Below are 20,815 nucleotides of genomic sequence, written 5' to 3'. Positions count from 1 at the left end.
TGTCGGCGGCGGCGCCCTGCTGCCGCCAGCCTCTCGCCACCTCGAACGCCGGTAGCCAATGAGCCTCCATCCGCAACTGCAAGCCATCACTGAGCGCGTCATCCGTCGCAGCGCCGCTTCGCGCGCCGCCTATCTGGCAGCGATCGACGCCTCCCTGCGCGATGGCCCGTTCCGCAGCCGCCTCAGCTGCGGCAACCTCGCCCACGGTTTCGCCGCCTGTGGCGGCACCGACAAGAGCCGCCTGCGCGGCGGCGTGACGGCCAACCTGGGCATCATCACCGCCTACAACGACATGCTGTCGGCGCACCAGCCGTTCGAGACCTATCCCGAACAGATCCGTGCGGTGGCCCGCGAACTGGGCGCGACGGCACAGGTGGCCGGCGCTGTGCCGGCGATGTGCGACGGCGTCACCCAGGGCCGTGGCGGCATGGAGCTGTCGCTGTTCTCGCGCGATGTCATTGCCCAGGCCACCGCGATCGGGCTCAGCCACGACATGTTCGATACCACCGTGTACCTCGGTGTGTGCGACAAGATCGTGCCGGGCCTGCTGATCGGCGCCCTCGCCTTCGGCCATCTGCCGGCGGTGTTCGTGCCGGCCGGCCCGATGACGCCGGGCATTCCCAACAAGCAGAAGGCCGAAGTGCGCGAGCGCTACGCCGCCGGCGAAGCCACCCGCGAAGAACTGCTGGAAGCCGAATCGGCGTCCTACCACGGCGCAGGCACCTGCACCTTCTACGGCACCGCCAATTCCAACCAGGTGCTGCTGGAAGCGATGGGCGTGCAGCTGCCGGGCGCATCGTTCGTCAATCCGGACACGGCGCTGCGCGATGCACTGACCCGCGAAGCCACCGAGCGCGCACTGGACATCACCGCGCTGGGCGACGACTTCCGTCCGCTGGGCCGGATCATCGACGAGCGCGCGATCATCAACGCGATCATCGCGCTGATGGCCACCGGCGGCTCGACCAACCACACCATCCACTGGATCGCGGTGGCACGTGCGGCCGGCATCGTGCTGACCTGGGACGACTTCGACGAGCTGTCGCAGCTGATCCCGCTGCTGGCGCGCGTCTATCCGAACGGCGAGGCCGACGTGAACCGCTTCGCTGCAGCGGGTGGCCCGGCGTTCGTGTTCGGTGAACTGATCAAGGCCGGCCTGATGCATGGTGACCTGGTCAGCGTGGCCCGTGGCGGCATGGCCGACTACGCGCGCGAGCCGCAGCTGCGTGATGGCAAGCTGGTGTACCTGCCGGGCCTGGAACGCAGCGCCGATGAAGAAGTGGTGCGCGGTGTCGACAACCCGTTCGAGAGCCAGGGCGGCCTGCGCCTGCTGCGCGGCAACCTTGGCAAGTCGCTGATCAAACTGTCGGCAGTGAAGCCGCAGTACCGCACCATCGAAGCGCCGGCCGTGGTAGTTGATGCGCCGCAGGTGCTGAACAAGCTGCACGCCGGCGGCCTGCTGCCCGAGCATTTCGTGGCGGTGGTGCGTTACCAGGGTCCGCGCGCGAACGGCATGCCGGAACTGCATTCGCTGGCGCCGCTGCTGGGCCTGCTGCAGAACCAGGGTCGGCGCGTGGCGCTGGTCACCGATGGTCGCCTGTCCGGTGCGTCGGGCAAGATTCCCGCCGCCATCCACGTGACGCCGGAAGCTGCACGCGGTGGTCCGCTGGGCAAGGTGCGCGAGGGCGACATCATCCGCCTGGATGGTGAGGCCGGCACGCTTGAAGTGCTGGTGGACGCAGCCGAATGGGCCGCGCGTACACATGCGCCGAATACGGCGCCGGCCGCCAATGACCTGGGCCGCAACCTGTTCGCGATCAACCGGCGCGTGGTGGGTCCGGCCGATCAGGGCGCGATCTCGATTTCGTGCGGTCCGGCGGCGGCTGACGGTGGGCCGTGGGACTACGACGCGGAGTATGAGCTGGGGCACGATGCTGCTGCGGCGGCGGCGCCGCATGAGGCGAAGGACGCCTGAGGGATTGAAGCGCGTTGCGGGTATGTGGCGGCGGTTGGTTTCCAGGGGGCGGCGAAGGGCAGGCCGTCGCCAGGACACGCCGTAAATACATCCCTGTAGGCTCGATCGCGCCATCCATGGCGCGAACGGTCCTGGCGACGCCCTGCCCTCCGCCGCATCACAGTTTCCGGCGCCGATACGCCGCGAAGTGATCATTGAAAGCACAACTAGAGCGAAAGCAAAGGCAGAAGCAGAGCTATGGGTATCGAACAACATCAGGTGCGGGCGGCGGAGCTGTTGCATGCGGCCGGCATCCTGCCGGTGGTGACGATTCATACGCTGGACCAGGCACGTGCGGTCAGCGCGGCGCTGCTGGAAGGCGGATTGCCGGCGATCGAGCTGACGCTGCGTACGCCGGTGGCGATGGAAGCGCTGGCGATGCTCAAGCGTGAGCTGCCGGATGTGGTGGTCGGCGCCGGTACGGTGCTGACGGTGGAGCAGATGCAGCAGTCGATCGATGCGGGCGCCGATTTCCTGGTGACCCCGGGCACGCCGCCGGTGCTGGCCGATGCGTTGGCTGCGGCACCGCTGCCGGTGGTACCGGGTGCGGCGACGCCGACCGAACTGCTGGCGCTCTACGCGCGCGGTTTCCGCGTGTGCAAGCTGTTCCCGGCCACGGCCGTGGGCGGCCTGGCGATGATCAAGGGCGTAGCCGGCCCGATCGCCGACCTCAAGCTGTGCCCGACCGGTGGCATCACCGAGAACACCGCCGCCGAGTACCTGGAGCAGAAGAACGTGGTCTGCATCGGTGGCTCGTGGATGGTGCCGGGCAACTGGATCGACGCCGGCCAGTGGGACAAGGTGCGCGAAAGCGCCGCGCAGGCCGCGAAGATCGTCAAGCGCGTACGCGGTCACTGACGCACTGCGGGGTGAGAGCCCTTTCCCGCCGGGAAAGGGATCCGCCCCCAAGCGCGCAAAGCGCGCGACCCGCTCCTTCCGTTCCCTTCTTCATTCCGCGGTGGCGACACACGGAACCTGTCCGTGGCCCTGCGGAGGGATCGCGCAGGGGCGTAAGCGCCATGGATGGCGCGCCCGAGCCTCCAGGGATGGATTCACGGCGTCCCCTGCGCGATCCCTCCGCAGGGCCACCCCACGAACTCCGTCGCACCACCGCGAGGGGCTCAGCCGTTGGCTGAAATCCTTACAGCGGCCGCGCCGGATCCACCAGCCCGTACTGGCTGGCCATCCGCGCCAACGCGATGTTGTCGTGGATTCCCATCTTCTCGAACAACCGCGCCTTGTGCGTATTGACCGTCTTCGCGCTCAGGCTCAGACGGCGGGCGATGTCTTCCTGGCGCAGGCCCTGGGTCAGCAGCAATGCCACTTCCAGCTCACGCGGCGACAGGTTGTCGAACGGCGAGCCGTTGCCTTCCACGGTGGACAACGCCAGGTTCTGCGCGATGCTCGTGCCCAGGTAACGTCGTCCGGCGGCCACGTCGCGCACCGCACGCAGCAGTTCCTGCGCATCGCAGCCCTTGCCGATGTAACCGGCAGCCCCGGCTTCGAGCAGGCGCTTGGGCAGCGGACCGTCTTCCAGCACCGACACGATCACCACCCGCGTGCTGCGGTGGCCACGAACGATGCGCTCGGTTACTTCCATCCCGCTTACGCCGGGCAGGTGCAGATCACACAACACCACGTCCGGTTGCAGCTGGCGGATCGCGGGCAGCGCGTCTTCGCCCGTTTCGGCCTCGCCCACCACTTCAATGTCGGTTTCACTCGACAGTATCATTTTCATCCCGGTGCGGACCAACGCATGGTCATCCACCAGGTAGACTCGAATCGTCATTCACGTACCTCTTCGAATGCGGCCAATACGGGTCAACCTAGGCAGGAGCACCTGACCACTGCAAGCGCGGATGTTGCGCAATTCCGGCGTTCTGCCTTGCGCATCACATTCTTCACGCACTGATCGTGCCCCTTGCCCTGCAGAACCCGTTACAACGAAACAACCCGTCCCTCAGGTAGACGCCCTTGGGAGGGCATCCACGTCACTCCCCTTGCGTGATCGCTTCGCTGGCCGTCGCTGGCGGCGAACCGTGCCGTCGCCATGGATGACGGCGGCTGAACATGACCAGATAGCACCCTACCACCCAAACCAGCGCGGCACACCACCCGGCGAGGATGTCGGAGGGGTAATGCACCCCCAGATAGACCCGGGAAACGCTTACCAGCAGGCTGAACGACGGCGCCAGCAGCAGTACCGGCCAGCGCCAGCGGGTGTTCCAGGCCAGCAGCACCAGGGTGACCGCCAGGGTCATCGAGCCCATCGCGTGGCCACTGGGAAAACTGAACGTGGATTCCGGCGCGATCGATTCCCACAGGCTGGGCCGGTCGCGCTGGAAGAAGTGCTTGCTGCCCATGTTGAGCAGCGCCGACCCTACGAAGCTCACCGCCACGAAGGTCGCTTCACGCCAACGCCGGTGCCAGGCCAGTGCACCGACAATCAGCACATCGGCCGGGATCAGGAACCACTCGTAGCCCAGCTTCGACAGCAGCACGAACACATGGTCCAGCCACGGCGAATGCAGGCCGTGCATCTGCCACAGCAGCGGCGCATCGAAATGGAAGGATTCGAACTCGTGCACCTCGTCGGCCAGGGCGACGAATCCGGCCAGCGGCAGCAGCACGCCGGCAAACAGCAGCAGCAGCCGCCAGGCATTGCGCGCCATCCAGTGGCGGAAGCCGGAGGCGGGCTCCGGTGCAGCGAGGATCGTCGGCTTACCCGGCGCTTCGGACATAGGTGCGTTCAACGTAATCATCGATCAGGGCGACAAATTCCTGGGCGATGTTCTCGCCACGCAGGGTCACCTTCTTCTCGCCATCGACGAACACCGGTGCCGACGGTGCTTCACCGGTGCCCGGCAGCGAGATGCCGATGTTGGCATGCCGCGACTCACCCGGCCCGTTGACCACGCAGCCCATCACCGCCAGGGTCATGTTCTCCGCACCCGGGTGCTGGATCTTCCACAGCGGCATCTTTTCGCGCACGTGGTTCTGCACCACCTTGGCCAGCTCCTGGAAGAATTCCGAGGTGGTACGGCCGCAGCCCGGGCACGCCGTGACCAGCGGAGTGAAGGCGCGCTGGCCGGTGGTCTGCAGCAGTTCCTGGGCGACGATCACTTCCTGCGTGCGCGACTGGCCCGGTTCGGGCGTCAGCGAAATGCGGATGGTGTCGCCGATGCCTTCCTGCAGCAGCACGCTGAGCGCCGCCGCCGAGGCGACGATGCCCTTGCTGCCGATACCGGCTTCGGTCAGGCCCAGATGCAGGGCGAAGTCCGAACGCTGGGCCAGGTCGCGGTAGACCGCGATCAGCTCCTGCACGCCGCTGACCTTGGCCGACAGGATGATGCGATCGCGCGGCAACCCCAGCTCGACGGCCTGCTCGGCCGAATCCAGTGCCGAACGGATCAGCGCCTCGCGCAGCACGCGGCCGGCGTCCCAGGGCTGTTCGCGGTGGTTGTTCTCGTCCATCAGCTTGGCCGCCAGGGCCTGGTCCAGCGAGCCCCAGTTGGCGCCGATGCGCACCGGCTTGTTGTAGCGGATGGCGAACTCGATCAGCTGCGCGAACTGCAGGTCCTTCTTCTTGCCGAAGCCTACGTTGCCCGGGTTGATGCGGTACTTGGCCAGTGCTTCGGCGCAGGCCGGCTCGGCCGTCAGCAGCTGGTGGCCGTTGTAGTGGAAGTCGCCGATCAGCGGTACGTCGATGCCCATCATCGCCAGCTTGTCGACGATGCGCGGGATCGCCGCGGCCGCTTCGACCGTGTTGACGGTCAGGCGCACCATTTCCGAGCCGGCACGCCAGAGCTCAGCGACCTGCTTGACGCTGGACGCCACATCGGACGTGTCGGTATTGGTCATCGACTGCACCACGACCGGCTTGCCACCGCCCACGGTGACTCCACCGATCTGGACCGCTTGGGTCAGGCGACGGGGCCAGGAAGTGGCATCGGAGGGGGCTGTAGGGCGGGTGACGGCGTCATGCATGCGGGCATTCTAACGCCCGCCCCGACCTTCCGGGTGTGTCGCATTCAGGCCACAGTCCGGCTGCGGCCGATTGTCGCAGGCAGCCGTCCCCGCGAACGCATACGATGGGCGCGAATGACCGGTCCCGACGCCCCGTTTCTCCGAACCCTGTGCAGCCTGCGCTGGTTGGCCGTGGCTGGCCAGGCGGCCACCATCCTGGTTGCGACCTGGGTGCTGGGACTGCCCTTGCCGCAACTGCCGCTGTGGTCGGGCGTGGCCGTGCTCGCCGTATTCAACCTGTATACGCAGCTGCGCCCGGAGCCGGCCGATACCGCGCCGCTGACCGCCTTCGGCCACATCCTGGTGGACGTGATCATCCTCACCTGGATGGTCAGCTGGAGCGGCGGCATCGCCAATCCGTTCGGCTCGCTGTTCCTGATCCTGATCGCCCTGGCGGCCTTCGCCCTGCCCCTGCGCTGGGCACTGGCCGTGGCCAGCGCCTGCCTGCTGGGCTACGCCGCCAGCGGACTGTTCGGGCAACCGCTGCCGGCGGGCTATTTCAACGCACTGGACCTCAATCGCTGGGGCGTGATCGCCACCTTCCTGCTGTCCGCTGCGGTCGTACTGATCTTCTCTACCCGGCTGGCGATCGCGCTGCGCGAGCGCGAGCTGGAACTGTCGGCACTGCGCGAACGCTTCGCGCGCAACGAGGGCATCGTCGCCCTGGCCACGCATGCAGCCTCGGTGGCGCATGAACTGAACACGCCTCTGGCGACGATGACCCTGCTCGCCGACGACGTGGCCGAACGCAGCGAAGAACCGGAAGTGCGCGAGGACATGGAAACCCTGCGCGAACTGCTGGTGCAGTGCCGGGAGCGCGTGCTGGCCCTGGCCGCCCCGGCCTCCAATGACGGCCCCGGGCGCGCCCACTCCACGGCCCAGCAGGTGCTGGAGCAATGGCGGCTGGTGCGCCCGACCATCGACCTGCATCGCAACGACGACGCACCGCTGCGCCTGCCGCTGGACCCGGGCGTCGGCCACCTGCTGATGGTGCTGCTGAACAACGCTGCCGATGCCGGCGAGCAGGCCGGCCGTCCGCGCGTCGATCTCAGCCTGCGCATCGAAGGCGACGACCTGATCGGCGAAGTGCGCGATTACGGCCACGGCTTCAACGCCCGCGCCGCCGTGCTGCCGGGCAAGCTGTTCGGCAGCAGCAAGAGTGAAGGCATGGGCGTCGGTCTTGCCCTGTCCCATGCCACCATCGAACGCCTGGACGGCGAGATGTGGATGCGCCCGGCCCAAGGGGCCGGTAGCCGCGTCGGCTTCCGCCTGCCGTTGGCCCCCCGCGAGGAATGACCATGACTGCTTCCACCCTTGGCCTGCTGGTCGACGACGACGAACTCTACCTGCGCACCCTGCAGCGCAGCCTGGCCCGCAAAGGGCTGGAGACGCAGACCGCACAGGATGCGGCCAGTGCGCTGGCACTGGCCCGCCAGCATCCGCCGGCGTTCGCGTTGATCGACCTGAAGCTGGGCAGCGATTCCGGCCTGGCCCTGATACAGCCGTTGCGCGCGCTGCGCGCAGACATGCGGATCCTGCTGGTGACCGGCTATGCCAGCATCGCCACCGCAGTGGAGGCGATCAAGCTGGGCGCCGACGACTACCTGCCGAAACCATCGACGGTACCGATGATCCTGCGTGCGCTGGGCGAGGAAGACGATGGCCCCGCCGATGACGGCGAGATGGAAGTGCCTGATGCGATGACCCCGATCAGCCGCCTGCAGTGGGAACACATTCAGCAGGCGATGCATGAAACCGGCGGCAATGTGTCGGCGGCCGCGCGGCTGCTCGGCATGCACCGGCGTTCGCTGCAGCGCAAGCTGGCCAAGCGGCCGAGCCCGGAACGCGATCCGAGCCGGTGATGCGTCGTCGTATTCGCCGGGCATGGCCCGGCGCTACCGGCATGACGAAGGGTAGCGCCGGGCCATGCCCGGCGGCATTCCCCGCCCGCGTCAGCCCTTCAGCTGCGCCAGCAGCTCACGGGTCAGCGGATCATTGATCTGGACATCCTCGCCCTGCCTGGCCTCGGCGTCCACTTCTGCAATCCATTGATCCACCCCACCACGCATCAGATCTGCCCGACTGGGCAGGACGTCGCGCGCAGGGCTATACAGATCGAGCAGCAGTCGGTTGCGGGCCTCGACTGTCATGTCCGCGCCGCCAGACCGCTCGACGATGATGTCAGCCCGCGCCAGGCCCTGCTCATCCACGCACCGCTCGCCATGACGCAGCAGAACCAGCACCGGCACATCGGCGCCCTCCTGCACGGCTGCCTGCAGCCGGTCGTGTCCGTCCAGCACCACGTGTGCCTGCAGGCCACTGACCCACATCAGCAGCACCGGTGGCAGTGATCCTGCCCGGGCCTGCCTGGCCCAGGCCTTGACCCGCCCAGCCGTGGCCAGAGACGGTGCCCGCAGCAGGACGGGAGGCAGGCATTCGCCGTGCGTCACGCTCGACCAGTCCAAGGTATCCACCGCCGGTCGGGCCAGCGCATCTGACGCGAGCGTGAGCGGCATCCGCGCACGCTCCAGGCCATGCAGCGTCGGCTGCAGCAGCCATTCGCCCTGGGCCAGCGGAGATCGATCCGAACGGGTAAGGGCCCGTGCGAAATGACGTGCCCACGCTGCGGCAGTCCGCACCGGATCATCCGAATGCAACGCCCGCACCTCGGCAGCCGTGATCGGTGGAATGATCGCCGGCGAGGCCGGGGAGGCGCTGCGAAGCAGGTCCACACCGAAGTAGTCGGGCTCCACCCTCGCCCACAACATGGGGCGTTCCTCGGTACCCACCCGTATCCGGTCCGGCGGGCAGACCGAAACCACAAGCGCAGGGCGCACGGGGGCCTGCACGGTCAGGTGCAGACCCGCCCACACCTCGGGCTGCCTTCGTCGAACGAGATCGCGCCAGTGCATCGACGCACGCATCCGGCGCGCCGCGCTCAGCCCTTCAGCTGCGCCAGCAGCTCACGGGTCAGCGGATCATTGATCTGGACATCCTCGCCCTGCAGGGCCGGCAGCAGGCCACTGGCCAGCTGCTTGCCCAGTTCGACACCGAACTGGTCGAAAGCGTTGATGTTCCAGATCACCGACTGCACGTACACCGCGTGCTCGTACATCGCGATCAAGGCGCCCAGCGCCTGCGGGGTGAGCGCGTCGAGCAGGATCATCGTGCTCGGGCGGCCGCCCGGGTAATCGCGGTGCGGATCGTCGCTGCCCTGGCCGTTGGCCAGTGCTTCGGTCTGCGCCAGCAGGTTGGCCATCAGCGCCTGGTGGTTGACCGTATACGGATCATCGTTGTGCACGCAGCCGATGAAATCGGCCGGGATGATGCTGGTGCCCTGGTGCAGCGCCTGGAAGAAGCTGTGCTGCACATCGGTGCCCGCACCGCCCCACCACACCGGCACGGTGTCGGTGGTGACCGGCTGGCCATCGCGCTGCACGCGCTTGCCCAGGCTTTCCATCACCAGCTGCTGCAGGTAGGCCGGCAGCAGCGCCAGGCGCTGGTCGTAGGTCATCACCGCATGCGTGGCGTGGCCCAGCAGATTGCGGTTCCAGATGTCGGTCAGGCCGTGCAGCACCGGCAGGTTGCGCTCCAGTGGTGCGTCCAGCGCATGCGCATCCATCTGCGCGGCACCTTCCAGCAGCTGCTCGAAGCGCTCGAAGCCGATGGCCAGTGCGATCGGGAAACCGACGGCCGACCACAGCGAATAGCGGCCGCCCACCCAGTCCCACATCGGCAGCACGCGCTCGGCGGCAATGGCGAAGGCCTTGGCGGCGCGTTCCGGATTGGCGCTGACCGCGTACAGACGGTCGCTGCCGCCCAGCCAGTCATGCAGGATCTGGCCGTTGAGCAGGGTTTCCTGGGTACCAAAGGTCTTGGAAATGAGGATGCCGGCGGTCTTCGCCGGATCCAGCGTGGCCAGCGTGCGCTGCATGGCGGCGCCGTCCACGTTCGACACGAAATGCACGCGCAGGCGTGCGCCTGTGACCGGGCGCAGCGCATCGGCGACCAGTCGCGGGCCGAGATCGGAACCGCCAATGCCGACGCTGACCACATCGGTCACGCCGCTGTCTTCCAGCGCGCGCACCAGCACGCCCATGCGCTGGCGGATGCCGCGCGCGGTGGCATAGGCCTCGGCCGCCACCGGCGCATCGACTACATCACCGCGCAACGCGGTATGCAGCGCAGCGCGGCCTTCGGTCAGGTTGACCTGCTCGCCACGGAACAGGCGCGTGATGGCACCACCGACATCACGTTCGGCAGCCAGCGCCAACAGCGCCTGCAACGCTGCGGCATCGTATTTCTGCCGGGCGAAGTTGACATACAACGGACCGACCCGCAGCGCCAGGTCCTGTACACGGCCGGGTTCGGCGGCGAGCAGGCCGGGAATGCTTGCGCCCTTCAGGCGCTGGGCGTGGGAATGCAGCGAGTCGAATCCGTTGTTCGTTGTCATGCGGCCTGGGTCGGGATCGTGTCGTTGGTGTGGGAAATCTGGTTGTTGCCATCCACGTACACCAGCTTCGGCTTGAAGCTGTCGGCTTCCTGCTCGGTCATGCTGGCGAAGGCGGCAATGATGATGATGTCACCGACCTGCACGTGGCGCGCGGCGCCACCATTGAGCGAGACGACGCCGCTGCCGGCTTCGGCGCGGATCGCATAGGTCGAGAAGCGCGCACCGTTGGTCACGTCCCAGATGTGCACCTGCTCGAACTCACGGATGCCGGTGGCAGCCAGCAGGTTGTCATCGATGGCGATGGAGCCTTCGTAGTTCAGCTCGGAATGGGTGACGGTGGCGCGGTGGATCTTGGTCTTGAGCAGGGACAGGTGCATGGGGGCGCTGCAACGGCAAAGGAAAGAGCGGATTCTAGCACCCACGCGGCAGCGGTCAGGTAGCGGCCGCAGGATGCTGAAGACCGTTCAGCCGGTGCGCTGCTGCGCGCCCGGCGATGGCGCCGCGGCACCGGCCAGCACGGCCCGGAACACGGCATGGAACGCCAGTCCGGCCATCAGGCCGAATCCGGCGGCCACCAGTACCGAGAAGGCATAGCTGGCCCAGTCGAAGTTGCCCGCAGAGGACAGCGGGCTCATCAGAGCGCCGCCAGAGCCGTCGGGCCAGGCACAGGTGGCCATGGCCAGCGCGCCCAGCCCTGCCCCGACCAGCGCGAACCACACCCAGCGCAGGCGGCCGGAAGACAGCAGGATCAGGCCCATCGGCAGCAGCACCGCCACGGCGTGGGCGAAGGCCAGCACGAACATCAATGCGGCCGCCAGCGCGGCCGTGGCCACTTCCTGGCCGAGACTGAGACCGGCAATCAGGCCACCGATCACCAGCGAAGGCAGCAGCGCGGCGGCGAACACCGCCAGGATCGCCGCCACGGCGCGGCGGCCGGGGCTGGCTGGAAACGAGGTCATATCGGCAGGTCATCCTTGTCCGGCGAACACGGGCGCCCACTGCGGGCGCCCTGCACAACCGCGCGGGGCGGTTCAGAACTCCAGGTTGTCGATCAACCGGGTGGTGCCCAGGCGCGCGGCGATCAGGGCCACGCGGCCGCCGCCATCGAAACTCGGCTCGGCCAGCTCCGGAGTGCGCAGTACCGCGTAATCCACCTGGAAGCCCGCTGCCTGCAGCGCAGCGACGGCGTCGGCCTCGATGCGTTCACGCGCGTGCCCGGCCACATAGCCTTCGCGCATGCCCAGCAGGGTGCGGTGGAGGGTGGTCGCGAGCGGGCGCTGTTCGGCGCTGAGGTACTGGTTGCGCGAGCTCTTGGCCAGGCCATCCTCATCACGCACGATCTCGGCACCGACGATCTGGATCGGGAACGACAGCTCGGCCACCATCTGCTTGATGACCGCCAGCTGCTGGTAGTCCTTGCGGCCGAACACGGCCACATCCGGCTGTACCTGCAGGAACAGCCGCGCCACCACCGTGCACACGCCATCGAAATGGCCCGGGCGGCTGGCGCCTTCCAGCACCTCGCTGACGCCAGGCGCATGCATCTGCGTGGTCTTGTCCACGCCCAGCGGGTACATCGCTTCCACGCTGGGCAGCCACACCGCATCGCAGCCCACCTGCTCCAGCCCGGCCACATCGGCTTCGGGGGTGCGCGGATAGCGGCTGAAATCCTCGTTCGGCCCGAACTGTGTCGGGTTCACGAAGATGCTGGCCACGACCTTGTCGGCGTACTGCTTTGCCAGGGTGACCAGCGCGTGGTGCCCGCCGTGCAGGTTGCCCATGGTCGGCACCAGCGCCACGCGCAGGCCCTCGCCCTTCCACTGCGCGATCTGCGCGCGCAGCGCACCGAGTTCGTTGAAGGTCTGGATCATTGGGCGTACGCGTGTTCTTCGTCGGGGAAGCTGCCATCGCGCACGGCATCGGCGTAGGCACGGGTGGCGCCGGCCACCGAACCGCCTTCAGCCAGGAAGTCCTTGACGAACTTCGGGCGACGGTGGCCGCTGTCCAGGCCGAGGAAATCGTGCAGCACCAGCACCTGGCCGTCGCACTGCGGACCGGCACCGATACCGATGGTCGGCACCGGCACCGCGGCGGTGACGGCGGCGGCAACCGGGGTCGGCACGCATTCGAGCACCATGATGCTGGCACCGGCTTCAGCCACGGCCTTGGCATCGTCCACCAGCTGGCGCGCGGCATCACCACGACCCTGGATCTTGAAGCCACCCAGGCGCAGCACCGACTGCGGGGTCAGGCCCAGGTGCGAACAGACCGGGATCTCGCGCTCGACCAGGTAGCGGATGATGTCGACCTTGAAGCCGGCGCCTTCGATCTTGACCATCTCCGCACCCGCCTGCAGCAGCTGCAGCGAAGCATCCAGCGCGCGTTCCGGGGTGGCATCGGCGCCGAACGGCAGGTCGGCGATCAGCAGCGCACGCTGCAGCACGCGGGCGACTGCGCGGGTGTGATAGACCATGTCGGCGACGGTCACCGGCAGGGTCGAATCGTGCCCCTGCACGACCATGCCCAGCGAATCGCCGATCAGGATCAGGTCGACGCCATTTGCATCGAAGGTGCGGGCGAAGCCTGCGTCGTAGGCGGTCAACATGACCAGCTTCTGGCCATTGCGCTTGGCCTCGGCCAGGGCGGGAACGGTCCAGGGCTTGCTGTCTGCGTGGGTGCTCATGTGCTGATAACCGGGGGAGATAACCCGGGCATTATCACCCTAACGGCGCGATCCCGCAGGCATCCACCCGCATCACTGCATCCCGTACGCGACCGTGGCCGGGAATGGCCAGATCGGCGGCGATTTCGGCCAATGGCACCAACACGAAAGCACGCTCGTGCAGGTAGGGATGCGGCACCTTCAGCTCGGGCAGGTCCAGCACCTGCTCGCCGAACAGCAGCAGGTCCAGATCCAGCGCACGCGGCCCCCAGTGCACGGCGGGGTCGCGTACGCGGCCGAAGCGCTGCTCCAGCGCGAGCATGGCCTGCAGCAGCTCGACGGCGGGCAGATCGGTGTCGACCGAGGCCACTGCGTTGACGAACGGTGGCTGGTCCTGGTTGCCCCATGCCGGCGTCGCGTACAACCGCGAGGCCTGCGTCAGCCGGGTTCCGGGCAGCTCGTCCAGCGCGGCAATGGCCGCGCGGACGGTGTTGGCTGCGTCGCCAAGATTGGCGCCCAGCCCGATCCAGGCACCGGTCATGGATTACTCGGCAGCACCGGCAGCTGCGCCATCGGGACGACGACGGCGACGACGACGCTTGCGCGGCGCTCCACCCTCCTCATCGCCGGCATCGCTGTGCAGGGAATCCAGCGACGAATCCAGCTCATGCCCGGACTGCGCCTGCGCTTCGCGCCAGAACGCGACGTCGGCTTCGTGCTCTGCCGATGCCACCTGGCGCAGGGCCAGGAAATCGAAGGCGGCACGGAAACGGGGGTGGCTGAGCGTGCGCATCACGCGCTTGCGCTGGCGCGAACTGAAGCGCGCCTGCAGCAGCCAAATCTCCTGCATCGGCAGCGAGAAACGGCGCGGCAATGCAATGGTGCTCAGCTGCTGCACGGTGACACGGTCGGCGGCACGACGCTGTGCCTCTTCCGGTGCCACGCCCTGCTTGAGCAGCGTTGCCTGTGCGCGGCAATACGCCGGCCACAGGAGCAGCGCGAACAGGAACGCCGGCGACACGGGCTCGTCATTGGCCACGCGTGCATCGGTGTTGGCCAGGCCCTCGACCAGCATGCGGCGCAGCGCGCCGGTGCGGTTCGACTTCAGCGCCTTGGCGCTTTCCGGGAACAGCACGTCGAACAGGCCGTAGCGTTCCAGTCCTTCGAAGCTGGCAACGCCATGCCCGGACAGGAACAGCTTCAGGACTTCCTCGAACAGACGCGCCGGTGCGGCTTCGTTGAGCAGGCCGGCCAGCTGCGGGATCGGTGCGGCAGTGCCCTCTTCGATCTGGAAGCCGAGCTTGGCCGCCAGGCGGACCGCACGCAGCATGCGCACCGGGTCTTCCTGGTAACGCTGCACCGGGTCGCCGATGAGCTTCATCAGGCGTGCCTGCACGTCTTCGAAGCCGCCGGTGTAGTCACGCACCGAGAAGTCCTCGATGGCGTAATACAGGGCATTGCAGGTGAAGTCGCGGCGGATGGCGTCGTCTTCGATGCTGCCGTACACGTTGTCGCGCACGAGCATGCCGTTTTCCATCTCGCGGTCGCCGCTGCCGTCATCGATGTTGGCACGGAAGGTGGCGACTTCGATGATCTCGCGGCCGAACACAACATGGGCCAGGCGGAAACGGCGGCCGATCAGGCGGCAGTTGCGGAACAACTGCTTGACCTGTTCGGGCGTGGCATCGGTGGCCACGTCGAAATCCTTGGGTTGGCCATTGACCAGCAGATCGCGCACCGCGCCGCCGACAAGGTAGGCGCCGAAGCCGGCATCGCGCAGTCGATAAAGCACGCGCAAAGCGTTCGGGCTGATGTCCTTGCGGGAGATCGTGTGCTGGTCGCGCGGGATGACGCGCAGGCTGAACGGTGATGTAGCAGAGGAAATGATGTTGGCGCTTCCGGTTGAAGTTTCGGGATTGCCCAATGGCATCGAGGTGCATATACTAGCGCTCCTGCACCGGCAGCGACACACTGCTCCCTTCGTCTAGTGGTTAGGACGTGGCCCTCTCAAGGCTAAAACAGGGGTTCGAGTCCCCTAGGGAGCACCAGTCGCCGCAGCAGGAACCGAAAAAGCCCGCCTTGTGCGGGCTTTTCTGTTTTCCGGATTCGTGTCGCCGACTGGGCTGGTCGCTTGAGCGCCTCCTTGTTCCTGTGAGGGAGGGGGCGGGCCACCCTGTCCTGGACACGCAAAAGCCCATCCATGGTGCTCGATGGCGCCATCCATGGCGCCAACGGTCCAGGACAGGGTGGCCCGCCCCCTCCTGACAATTCCCGCGCCGGCGGCAAGATCAAGAACAGCCTCGCTCCTCCGCAGCAGATCAGCCCGGACGCGCTTGCGTGTGTCCGCCACCCGCGATCTGTCGAGAGGCCGCAGGCCAGCTGCTCCAGGACCGTTGGCGCCATGGATGGCGCCATCGAGCCCCCATGGATGGGTATACGGCGTGTCCTGGAGCGGCTGGCCTGCCGCCTCCCCTCGGAACAGGGAGGCGCTGAAACTCAGGCCAAGCCATCAGCCTTCCATCTGCTCCAGCTCTTTGCCCTTGGTCTCGCGCACGTAGCGGATGACGAAGATGATCGAGAGGATCGCGGCGACGGTGTAGATGCCGTACGCACCGGCCAGGCCGATGCCGGCCAGCAGCATCGGGAAGGTCACGGTGATCGCGAAATTCGAGGTCCACTGCGCCGCACCCGCCACGGCCAACGCCGGGCCGCGGATCTGGTTCGGGAACATCTCGCCCAGCATCACCCACATCACCGGGCCCCACGACATGTTGAAGAACACCACATAGACGTTGGCCGCTACCAGCGCCAACCGGCCCATGCCGTCGGACAGCTGCAGGCGCCCCTCGGCCAGGCTGCCGCTGGCGAAGGCCACCACCATCAGCACCAGGGCCACCGACATGCCGACCGAACCGACCCACAGCAGCGGCTTGCGGCCGATGCGATCGATCAGCACCACCGTCAGCAGGCAGGCGCCGATGCTCAGGGCACCGGACAGGACGTTGATCAGCAGCGCATCGCTTTCCGAGAAACCCACCGCCTGCCACAGCACCGCGCCGTAATAGAACACCACATTGATGCCGACCAGCTGCTGGAACATCGCCAGGCCGATGCCGACCCAGACGATGGGGCGCAGCTTGCCGGTGGCCTTGTTGATCAGGTCGCCGAATCGCGGCTTGTGCTGGTCCTGGGACAGGCTGGCTTCGATCTCGGCCTGCTTGTTCACCGCGGCACGTTCGCCGTACAACCGGCCAAGCACCGCCCTCGCCTGCGCCTGCCGGCCCTTCATCACCAGGAAGCGCGGGCTTTCCGGGATCACCAGCAACAACAGCAGGAACAGCAGCGACGGCAGTGCCTGCATCCAGAACATCCAGCGCCAGGCTTCCTGCCCCAGCCAGAGCGGCTCGGTCGACGCACCCGCCGCCCGGGCCAGCAGATAGTTGCTGAGGAACGCTGCGAACAGGCCGCAGATGATCGCCATCTGCTGCACGGTCGCCAGCCGGCCGCGATAGCGCGCAGAGGCGACTTCGGCGATGTAGGCCGGCGACATCACGCTGGCCGCACCGACAGCGAACCCGCCGAGCACGCGTGCGCAGACGAACAACCAGGAGGCATGTGCAGCGCCGGCGCCCAGCGCCGACACCAGGAACATCACGGCCGCCACGATCAGCACGCCGCGACGTCCCAGCCGATCGCCAAGCCAACCGGCCACGAACGCGCCGATCGCGCACCCCAGCAGCATCGAGGCGACCTCGAAGCCGAGCGCGGCCTCGCTGGAGTTGAAGGCCTGGCGCAGGCCATCGACGGTGCCATTGATGACGCCACTATCGAAGCCGAACAGGAACCCGCCGAGGGTGGCGGCGCAACTGATCAGGACGATGAAGGCAGTGTTCTCACCGCCGTTGGAGGCGGCACCGGGCTGGACTGGCGACATGAAGGATCCTGCAAGGAAGGGGGCCGACCGAAGCGGGCCGGCGGCCCTGGCAGCGTCGCACAGGGCGGGCACGCCGCCAAATGGGTCTTCGGGCCGCCCATCCGCCCCACTTTCACACGGCAACCGACACCGGGGGCCAACCTGTTCTAGAATTGGCAGGTTCAGAAAGCGATTCGCCCTCTACCCATGCCATTTGTCGTCACCGAAAACTGCATCAAGTGCAAACACACCGATTGCGTGGAAGTGTGTCCCGTGGATTGCTTCCACGAAGGCCCGAACTTCCTGGTGATCGACCCGGACGAGTGCATTGACTGCACCCTCTGCGAACCCGAGTGCCCGGTCAACGCGATCTTCCCGGAAGACGATGTTCCCGCCGGCCAGGAAGGTTTCGTCGCCCTCAATGCAGAACTGGCGAAGGAATGGCCGGTGCTGACCGTGCGCAAGGACCCGCCGGCCGACGCCGGTGAGTGGGATGGCAAGCCGGACAAGCTGAAGTTGCTGGAGCGCTGAGGCGCAGGCACCATGGCCGTGGTAGCTGCCAACCTTGGTTGGCACAAAAGCGCCGACCAAGGTCGGCCTCTACCACGGCAGGTGCGAACCAGCAGGCAATGAAAAGGGCGCCCAGGGCGCCCTTTTCCGTTCCGGCCCTGGTAGCTGCCAACCTTGGTTGGCACAAAGGCGCCGACCAGGGTCGGCCTCTACCACGGCAGGTGCGAACCAGCAGGCAATGAAAAGGGCGCCCAGGGCGCCCTTTTCCGTTCTGGCCTTGGTAGCTGCCAACCTTGGTTGGCACAAAAGCGCCGACCAAGGTCGGCCCCTACCACGACGGGTGCGAACCAGCAGGCAATGAAAAGGGCGCCCAAGGCGCCCTTTTCCGTTCTGGCCCTGGTAGCTGCCAACCTTGGTTGGCACAAAGGCGCCGACCAGGGTCGGCCTCTACCACGGCAGGTGCGAACCAGCAGGGTCCGCACCCGCCCAACCAGCCATTACGGGGCCAGCTTGGCCTTCAGCGCGGCAATCAGCTTCACCGGGGCTTCGGCGGTGGCCGGCAGGCCACGCGGGTCGACCGCGGAGATGTAGGCACCGGCGTCGACGGCGACCACGCGGACCAGGAAGTTGCTGCCTTCATAGGCCACGTCGTACGAACCCAGCAGCTGCGCGCGGGTAGCGATGGTCAGGCCTTCCACGCCTTCCAGCGCGGTACCGACCTTGGCGAAGGCTTCATCCTTGCTGCCGGCAATGGTGAAACCGGTGGCGCTGACGGCGGGGGCAGCGGCGGCCGGGGTGGCCGGCTTGGTCGCCGAGCTCAGGGTCGGCACCTGGTTGTTGCCGGCGCCTGCCGGCAGGTTCAGGTCCGGCGGCACTTCCAGCGGACGCACTTCCGGGGCCAGAGCGTAGTCGCCCTTGACGCCACGCTTGAAGCAACCGGTGGTGCCGGCTGCGGTGGCCACGGCAAGGAGCGCGAAGGACAGCACGCGGACGGCGGAAACGGATTGGCGCATGTGAATCTCCTGGATCAGACCAAGACGGAAGGTCAGTGGCTGGAAAGGGCTTCGAGGGCGGCGATATCGCCGGCGAGATGGTCGGCGGCAGGCGCGTGTGCGGCAGAAAGCGGCAGCAGCGGCAGGCGCAGATCGTGACCGATGCCGATCCGACGCAACAGCGCCTTGACCGGAATCGGGTTGGATTCGACACCGCAGAAGTCATGGAACGGCTGCAGGCGAGCGTCCCAGGATTCAACGGCTTCGTGGTCGCGGGCAGCGGCCAGGTCGCACATCCGGCGATAGGCGCCGGGCAGCACGTTGGAACCGACCGAAATCAGACCGTCCATGCCGGCCTGGATCGAACGTGCGGCCGTGCCGTCATCGCCGGTGAGCACGGCAAAGGTCGGGCTGCGCAGGTCAAGCAGTGCCCGCACGCGGCCGGTATCGCCCACCGCTTCCTTGATGCCGACGATGTTCGGATGGCTGGCGAGCTCGGCCACGGTCTCCGGCAGCATGTCGCAGCCGGTGCGGCCAGGCACGTTGTACAGCACCACCGGCATTCCGGCCTGGTCGGCGACCGCGCGGTAATGCGCGATCAGGCCAGCCTGGGTCGGCCGCACGTACGGCGGGGTGACCACCAGCGCGTGGGTGGCGCCAAGCGCGGCAGCACGGCGGGTCTGTTCGATGGTTTTGGCGGTGCCGGACAGGCCGGTACCGGCCAGGACCGGAACGCGGCCGGCGATGCGTTCGACCGCGCTGGCCAGCAGCTGGTCGTACTCCGCATCGGACAGGGTGGCTGCCTCGCCGGTGGAGCCGGCAACGACAACGCCTTGGACGCCGCCCTCCAGCTGCAGGTGCAGCAGGCGCTGCCAACCGTCGGGGTCGAGTGCGCCGTCGGCCCGGAAGGGGGTCGCCAGCGCGGTGATGAGGCCGGAAAGGGACAAGGACGTGCTGCTCTTGGCTGGGGAGGGAAAACGTCCGCCACGGAAGGGCGCGGGCGTTCTGAATGTTACTTGCGGCGCGAAAGCACGGGCAAGTATGCTGGACACCGGTGGATCCCCGCCTCTGGCGGGCATTCAGACTAACGCATGCATTACCCGGAATCGCCTTGACCGACACCACCCCGCGCCCAGCGCCGAGCGAAAACCACCTCCTGATCAACGCCTATACGACGCATCCGGAGTCCCCCCTGTTGTCCGTCACCCGCCGCATCGCCGACAGCGGGTGCAATCTGGTGGATGCACGCCTGGCCACCGTGGGCCGCGATGTCTCGGTGACCGCGCTGGCCACCGGCTCCTGGGATTCGGTCGCCAAGCTGGAAGCGATGCTGACCCGGCTCGAGCGCGAGGAAGGCCTGAAGCTGGTGTGGTATCGCACCGAAGCCAAGCAGGCGCAGTCCAACCTGCTGCCGTACATCGTCGAGGTGATCGCCGCCGACAAGCCGGGCATCCTGTTCCAGCTGGCCGATTTCTTCGACCGCCAGGGCATCACCATCGAGACCCTGCAGAGCACGCGCTACCGCGCCATGCAGACCGGTGCGGAAATGTTCAGCGCACAGGTCACCATCGGCGTGCCGGCCAACATGCATATCGCCGCCCTGCGCGATGATTTCCTCGAGTTCTGCGACCACTTGAACCTGGACGCGATCATGGACCCGATGAAGTTCTGATTGAAACCCTGATTCTTCGCGCGCTCCTCACGGGCGCGTGGCGTTTCATGCAATTGTCGTAGAAAGAACCCAGGCTCGACAGAAGGACCTCATGAACAACGGCGATACCCTGGACAGCACCACCCTTTCCCTGCCGCTGGCGCTGTCCGGCGGCGCCCAGGCCACCCTCGGCGATTACGCCGGCCAGTGGCTGGTGCTGTACTTCTACCCCAAGGACAGCACCCCGGGCTGCACCACCGAGGGCATCGACTTCAACGCACTGTTGCCCGACTTCAGGAAAGCGGGCGCGGTCGTGCTTGGCGTCTCCCGCGACTCGGTGAAGTCCCACGACAACTTCTGTGCCAAGCAGGGCTTCGCGTTCCCGCTGGTCAGTGATGCCGACGAAGCGCTGTGCAGCGCCTTCGACGTGATCAAGATGAAGAACATGTACGGCAAGCAGGTACGTGGCATCGAGCGCAGCACCTTCCTGATTTCCCCCGACAGCCGCATCGTGCAGTCATGGCGCAAGGTCAAGGTCGCCGGCCATGCCGACGCCGTCCTCGCCGAACTGAAGGCCAATCAGTCCAAGTGAGT

General features: G+C 67.1%; 21 protein-coding genes and 1 tRNA gene. 8 read left to right on the top strand and 14 right to left on the bottom strand.

The annotated features are described in order from the left end of the window. Window positions 1-58 precede the first annotated feature (58 nt). Both edd and J2X70_RS17550 read left to right on the top strand, forming a co-directional pair. Entirely contained in the window at window positions 59-1,975 is a 1,917-nt protein-coding gene (gene edd / locus J2X70_RS17555; protein ID WP_025878806.1) for a phosphogluconate dehydratase, read from the top strand. Between the two features lie 237 nt (window positions 1,976-2,212). Next, a complete protein-coding gene (locus J2X70_RS17550) occupies window positions 2,213-2,872 on the top strand; it encodes a bifunctional 4-hydroxy-2-oxoglutarate aldolase/2-dehydro-3-deoxy-phosphogluconate aldolase (RefSeq protein WP_032977879.1) in 660 nt (219 codons plus the stop codon). A gap of 283 nt (window positions 2,873-3,155) precedes the next feature. Here J2X70_RS17550 and J2X70_RS17545 read toward each other — a convergent pair whose 3' ends face one another. The 3 genes from J2X70_RS17545 to ispG all read right to left on the bottom strand — a co-directional run bounded on the left by J2X70_RS17545 (window position 3,156) and on the right by ispG (window position 6,001). Further along, window positions 3,156-3,803, bottom strand: a complete 648-nt coding sequence (locus tag J2X70_RS17545; protein WP_025878804.1) for a response regulator — start codon at window positions 3,801-3,803, stop codon at window positions 3,156-3,158. Between the two features lie 202 nt (window positions 3,804-4,005). Beyond that, on the bottom strand, window positions 4,006-4,755 hold the full coding sequence (locus tag J2X70_RS17540; RefSeq protein ID WP_025878803.1) for a phosphatase PAP2 family protein: 750 nt from the start codon (window positions 4,753-4,755) through the stop codon (window positions 4,006-4,008). Next, window positions 4,736-6,001 carry a flavodoxin-dependent (E)-4-hydroxy-3-methylbut-2-enyl-diphosphate synthase gene (gene ispG, locus J2X70_RS17535; protein ID WP_025878802.1) on the bottom strand — a complete coding sequence of 422 codons (1,266 nt, stop codon included), beginning with the start codon at window positions 5,999-6,001 and terminating at the stop codon, window positions 4,736-4,738. Before ispG ends, J2X70_RS17540 begins: the two co-directional genes overlap by 20 nt. Before the next feature lie 114 nt (window positions 6,002-6,115). On the opposite strand from ispG, the gene J2X70_RS17530 reads away from it, so the two are divergent. Both J2X70_RS17530 and J2X70_RS17525 read left to right on the top strand, forming a co-directional pair. Next, on the top strand, window positions 6,116-7,336 hold the full coding sequence (locus J2X70_RS17530; protein ID WP_032952097.1) for an ATP-binding protein: 1,221 nt from the start codon (window positions 6,116-6,118) through the stop codon (window positions 7,334-7,336). Continuing rightward, window positions 7,333-7,902 carry a response regulator transcription factor gene (locus J2X70_RS17525; protein WP_032952096.1) on the top strand — a complete coding sequence of 190 codons (570 nt, stop codon included), beginning with the start codon at window positions 7,333-7,335 and terminating at the stop codon, window positions 7,900-7,902. Before J2X70_RS17530 ends, J2X70_RS17525 begins: the two co-directional genes overlap by 4 nt. 90 nt (window positions 7,903-7,992) lie before the next feature. Here the strand turns inward: J2X70_RS17525 and J2X70_RS17520 are convergent, their stop codons facing one another. From J2X70_RS17520 to pcnB, 8 genes are all read right to left on the bottom strand, one after another. Continuing rightward, window positions 7,993-8,952, bottom strand: a complete 960-nt coding sequence (locus J2X70_RS17520; RefSeq protein WP_309911428.1) for a hypothetical protein — start codon at window positions 8,950-8,952, stop codon at window positions 7,993-7,995. Window positions 8,953-8,978: 26 nt separating this feature from the next. After that, window positions 8,979-10,493, bottom strand: a complete 1,515-nt coding sequence (gene pgi / locus J2X70_RS17515; RefSeq protein ID WP_059063792.1) for a glucose-6-phosphate isomerase — start codon at window positions 10,491-10,493, stop codon at window positions 8,979-8,981. Further along, window positions 10,490-10,870, bottom strand: a complete 381-nt coding sequence (panD, locus tag J2X70_RS17510) for an aspartate 1-decarboxylase (RefSeq protein WP_004153087.1) — start codon at window positions 10,868-10,870, stop codon at window positions 10,490-10,492. Before panD ends, pgi begins: the two co-directional genes overlap by 4 nt. Window positions 10,871-10,957: 87 nt before the next feature. Further along, window positions 10,958-11,452, bottom strand: coding sequence for a hypothetical protein (locus J2X70_RS17505; protein ID WP_033830829.1), 495 nt, complete (start codon window positions 11,450-11,452; stop codon window positions 10,958-10,960). Window positions 11,453-11,524: 72 nt separating this feature from the next. After that, window positions 11,525-12,364, bottom strand: coding sequence for a pantoate--beta-alanine ligase (gene panC, locus J2X70_RS17500; protein ID WP_032977891.1), 840 nt, complete (start codon window positions 12,362-12,364; stop codon window positions 11,525-11,527). Continuing rightward, window positions 12,361-13,176 (bottom strand): 3-methyl-2-oxobutanoate hydroxymethyltransferase, encoded by an 816-nt coding sequence (gene panB, locus J2X70_RS17495; RefSeq protein WP_025878796.1) that lies wholly within the window; start codon window positions 13,174-13,176, stop codon window positions 12,361-12,363. The genes panC and panB overlap by 4 nt, the downstream gene beginning before the upstream one ends. A 34-nt stretch (window positions 13,177-13,210) precedes the next feature. Beyond that, on the bottom strand, window positions 13,211-13,696 hold the full coding sequence (folK, locus tag J2X70_RS17490) for a 2-amino-4-hydroxy-6-hydroxymethyldihydropteridine diphosphokinase (RefSeq protein WP_282280227.1): 486 nt from the start codon (window positions 13,694-13,696) through the stop codon (window positions 13,211-13,213). Window positions 13,697-13,699: 3 nt separating this feature from the next. Further along, on the bottom strand, window positions 13,700-15,079 hold the full coding sequence (gene pcnB, locus J2X70_RS17485; protein ID WP_033830828.1) for a polynucleotide adenylyltransferase PcnB: 1,380 nt from the start codon (window positions 15,077-15,079) through the stop codon (window positions 13,700-13,702). 49 nt (window positions 15,080-15,128) lie between these two features. Here pcnB and J2X70_RS17480 point away from each other — a divergent pair. Further along, a tRNA-Glu gene (locus J2X70_RS17480) sits at window positions 15,129-15,203 on the top strand. Window positions 15,204-15,664: 461 nt separating this feature from the next. Here J2X70_RS17480 and J2X70_RS17475 read toward each other — a convergent pair. Continuing rightward, on the bottom strand, window positions 15,665-17,089 hold the full coding sequence (locus J2X70_RS17475; protein ID WP_059063791.1) for a sugar porter family MFS transporter: 1,425 nt from the start codon (window positions 17,087-17,089) through the stop codon (window positions 15,665-15,667). Between the two features lie 186 nt (window positions 17,090-17,275). Between J2X70_RS17475 and fdxA the strand changes: the two genes are divergently transcribed. Beyond that, window positions 17,276-17,599: a ferredoxin FdxA gene (gene fdxA, locus J2X70_RS17470; protein WP_005409054.1), complete on the top strand. Its 324-nt coding sequence runs from the start codon at window positions 17,276-17,278 to the stop codon at window positions 17,597-17,599. 476 nt (window positions 17,600-18,075) lie between these two features. On the opposite strand, the gene J2X70_RS17465 is transcribed toward fdxA, so the two are convergent. Both J2X70_RS17465 and dapA read right to left on the bottom strand, forming a co-directional pair. Continuing rightward, window positions 18,076-18,591, bottom strand: coding sequence for a hypothetical protein (locus J2X70_RS17465; RefSeq protein ID WP_025879442.1), 516 nt, complete (start codon window positions 18,589-18,591; stop codon window positions 18,076-18,078). 32 nt (window positions 18,592-18,623) lie between these two features. Further along, a complete protein-coding gene (gene dapA / locus J2X70_RS17460) occupies window positions 18,624-19,517 on the bottom strand; it encodes a 4-hydroxy-tetrahydrodipicolinate synthase (RefSeq protein ID WP_309911421.1) in 894 nt (297 codons plus the stop codon). Between the two features lie 164 nt (window positions 19,518-19,681). Here dapA and J2X70_RS17455 point away from each other — a divergent pair, with 164 nt between their 5' ends. Together J2X70_RS17455 and J2X70_RS17450 are read left to right on the top strand one after the other, a co-directional pair. After that, a complete protein-coding gene (locus J2X70_RS17455; RefSeq protein ID WP_025879444.1) occupies window positions 19,682-20,242 on the top strand; it encodes a glycine cleavage system protein R in 561 nt (186 codons plus the stop codon). A 91-nt stretch (window positions 20,243-20,333) separates the two neighbouring features. Further along, window positions 20,334-20,813, top strand: coding sequence for a peroxiredoxin (locus J2X70_RS17450; protein ID WP_032977901.1), 480 nt, complete (start codon window positions 20,334-20,336; stop codon window positions 20,811-20,813). The last annotated feature ends 2 nt before the right edge of the window (window positions 20,814-20,815 follow it).

The sequence above is a fragment of the Stenotrophomonas sp. 1337 genome, assembly GCF_031455455.1.
In the GTDB taxonomy this organism is placed as follows: Bacteria; Pseudomonadota; Gammaproteobacteria; order Xanthomonadales; family Xanthomonadaceae; genus Stenotrophomonas; species Stenotrophomonas indicatrix.
The sequence above is the reverse complement of the archived record's forward strand: the minus strand, read 5'-3'. Positions and strand labels throughout refer to the sequence as shown.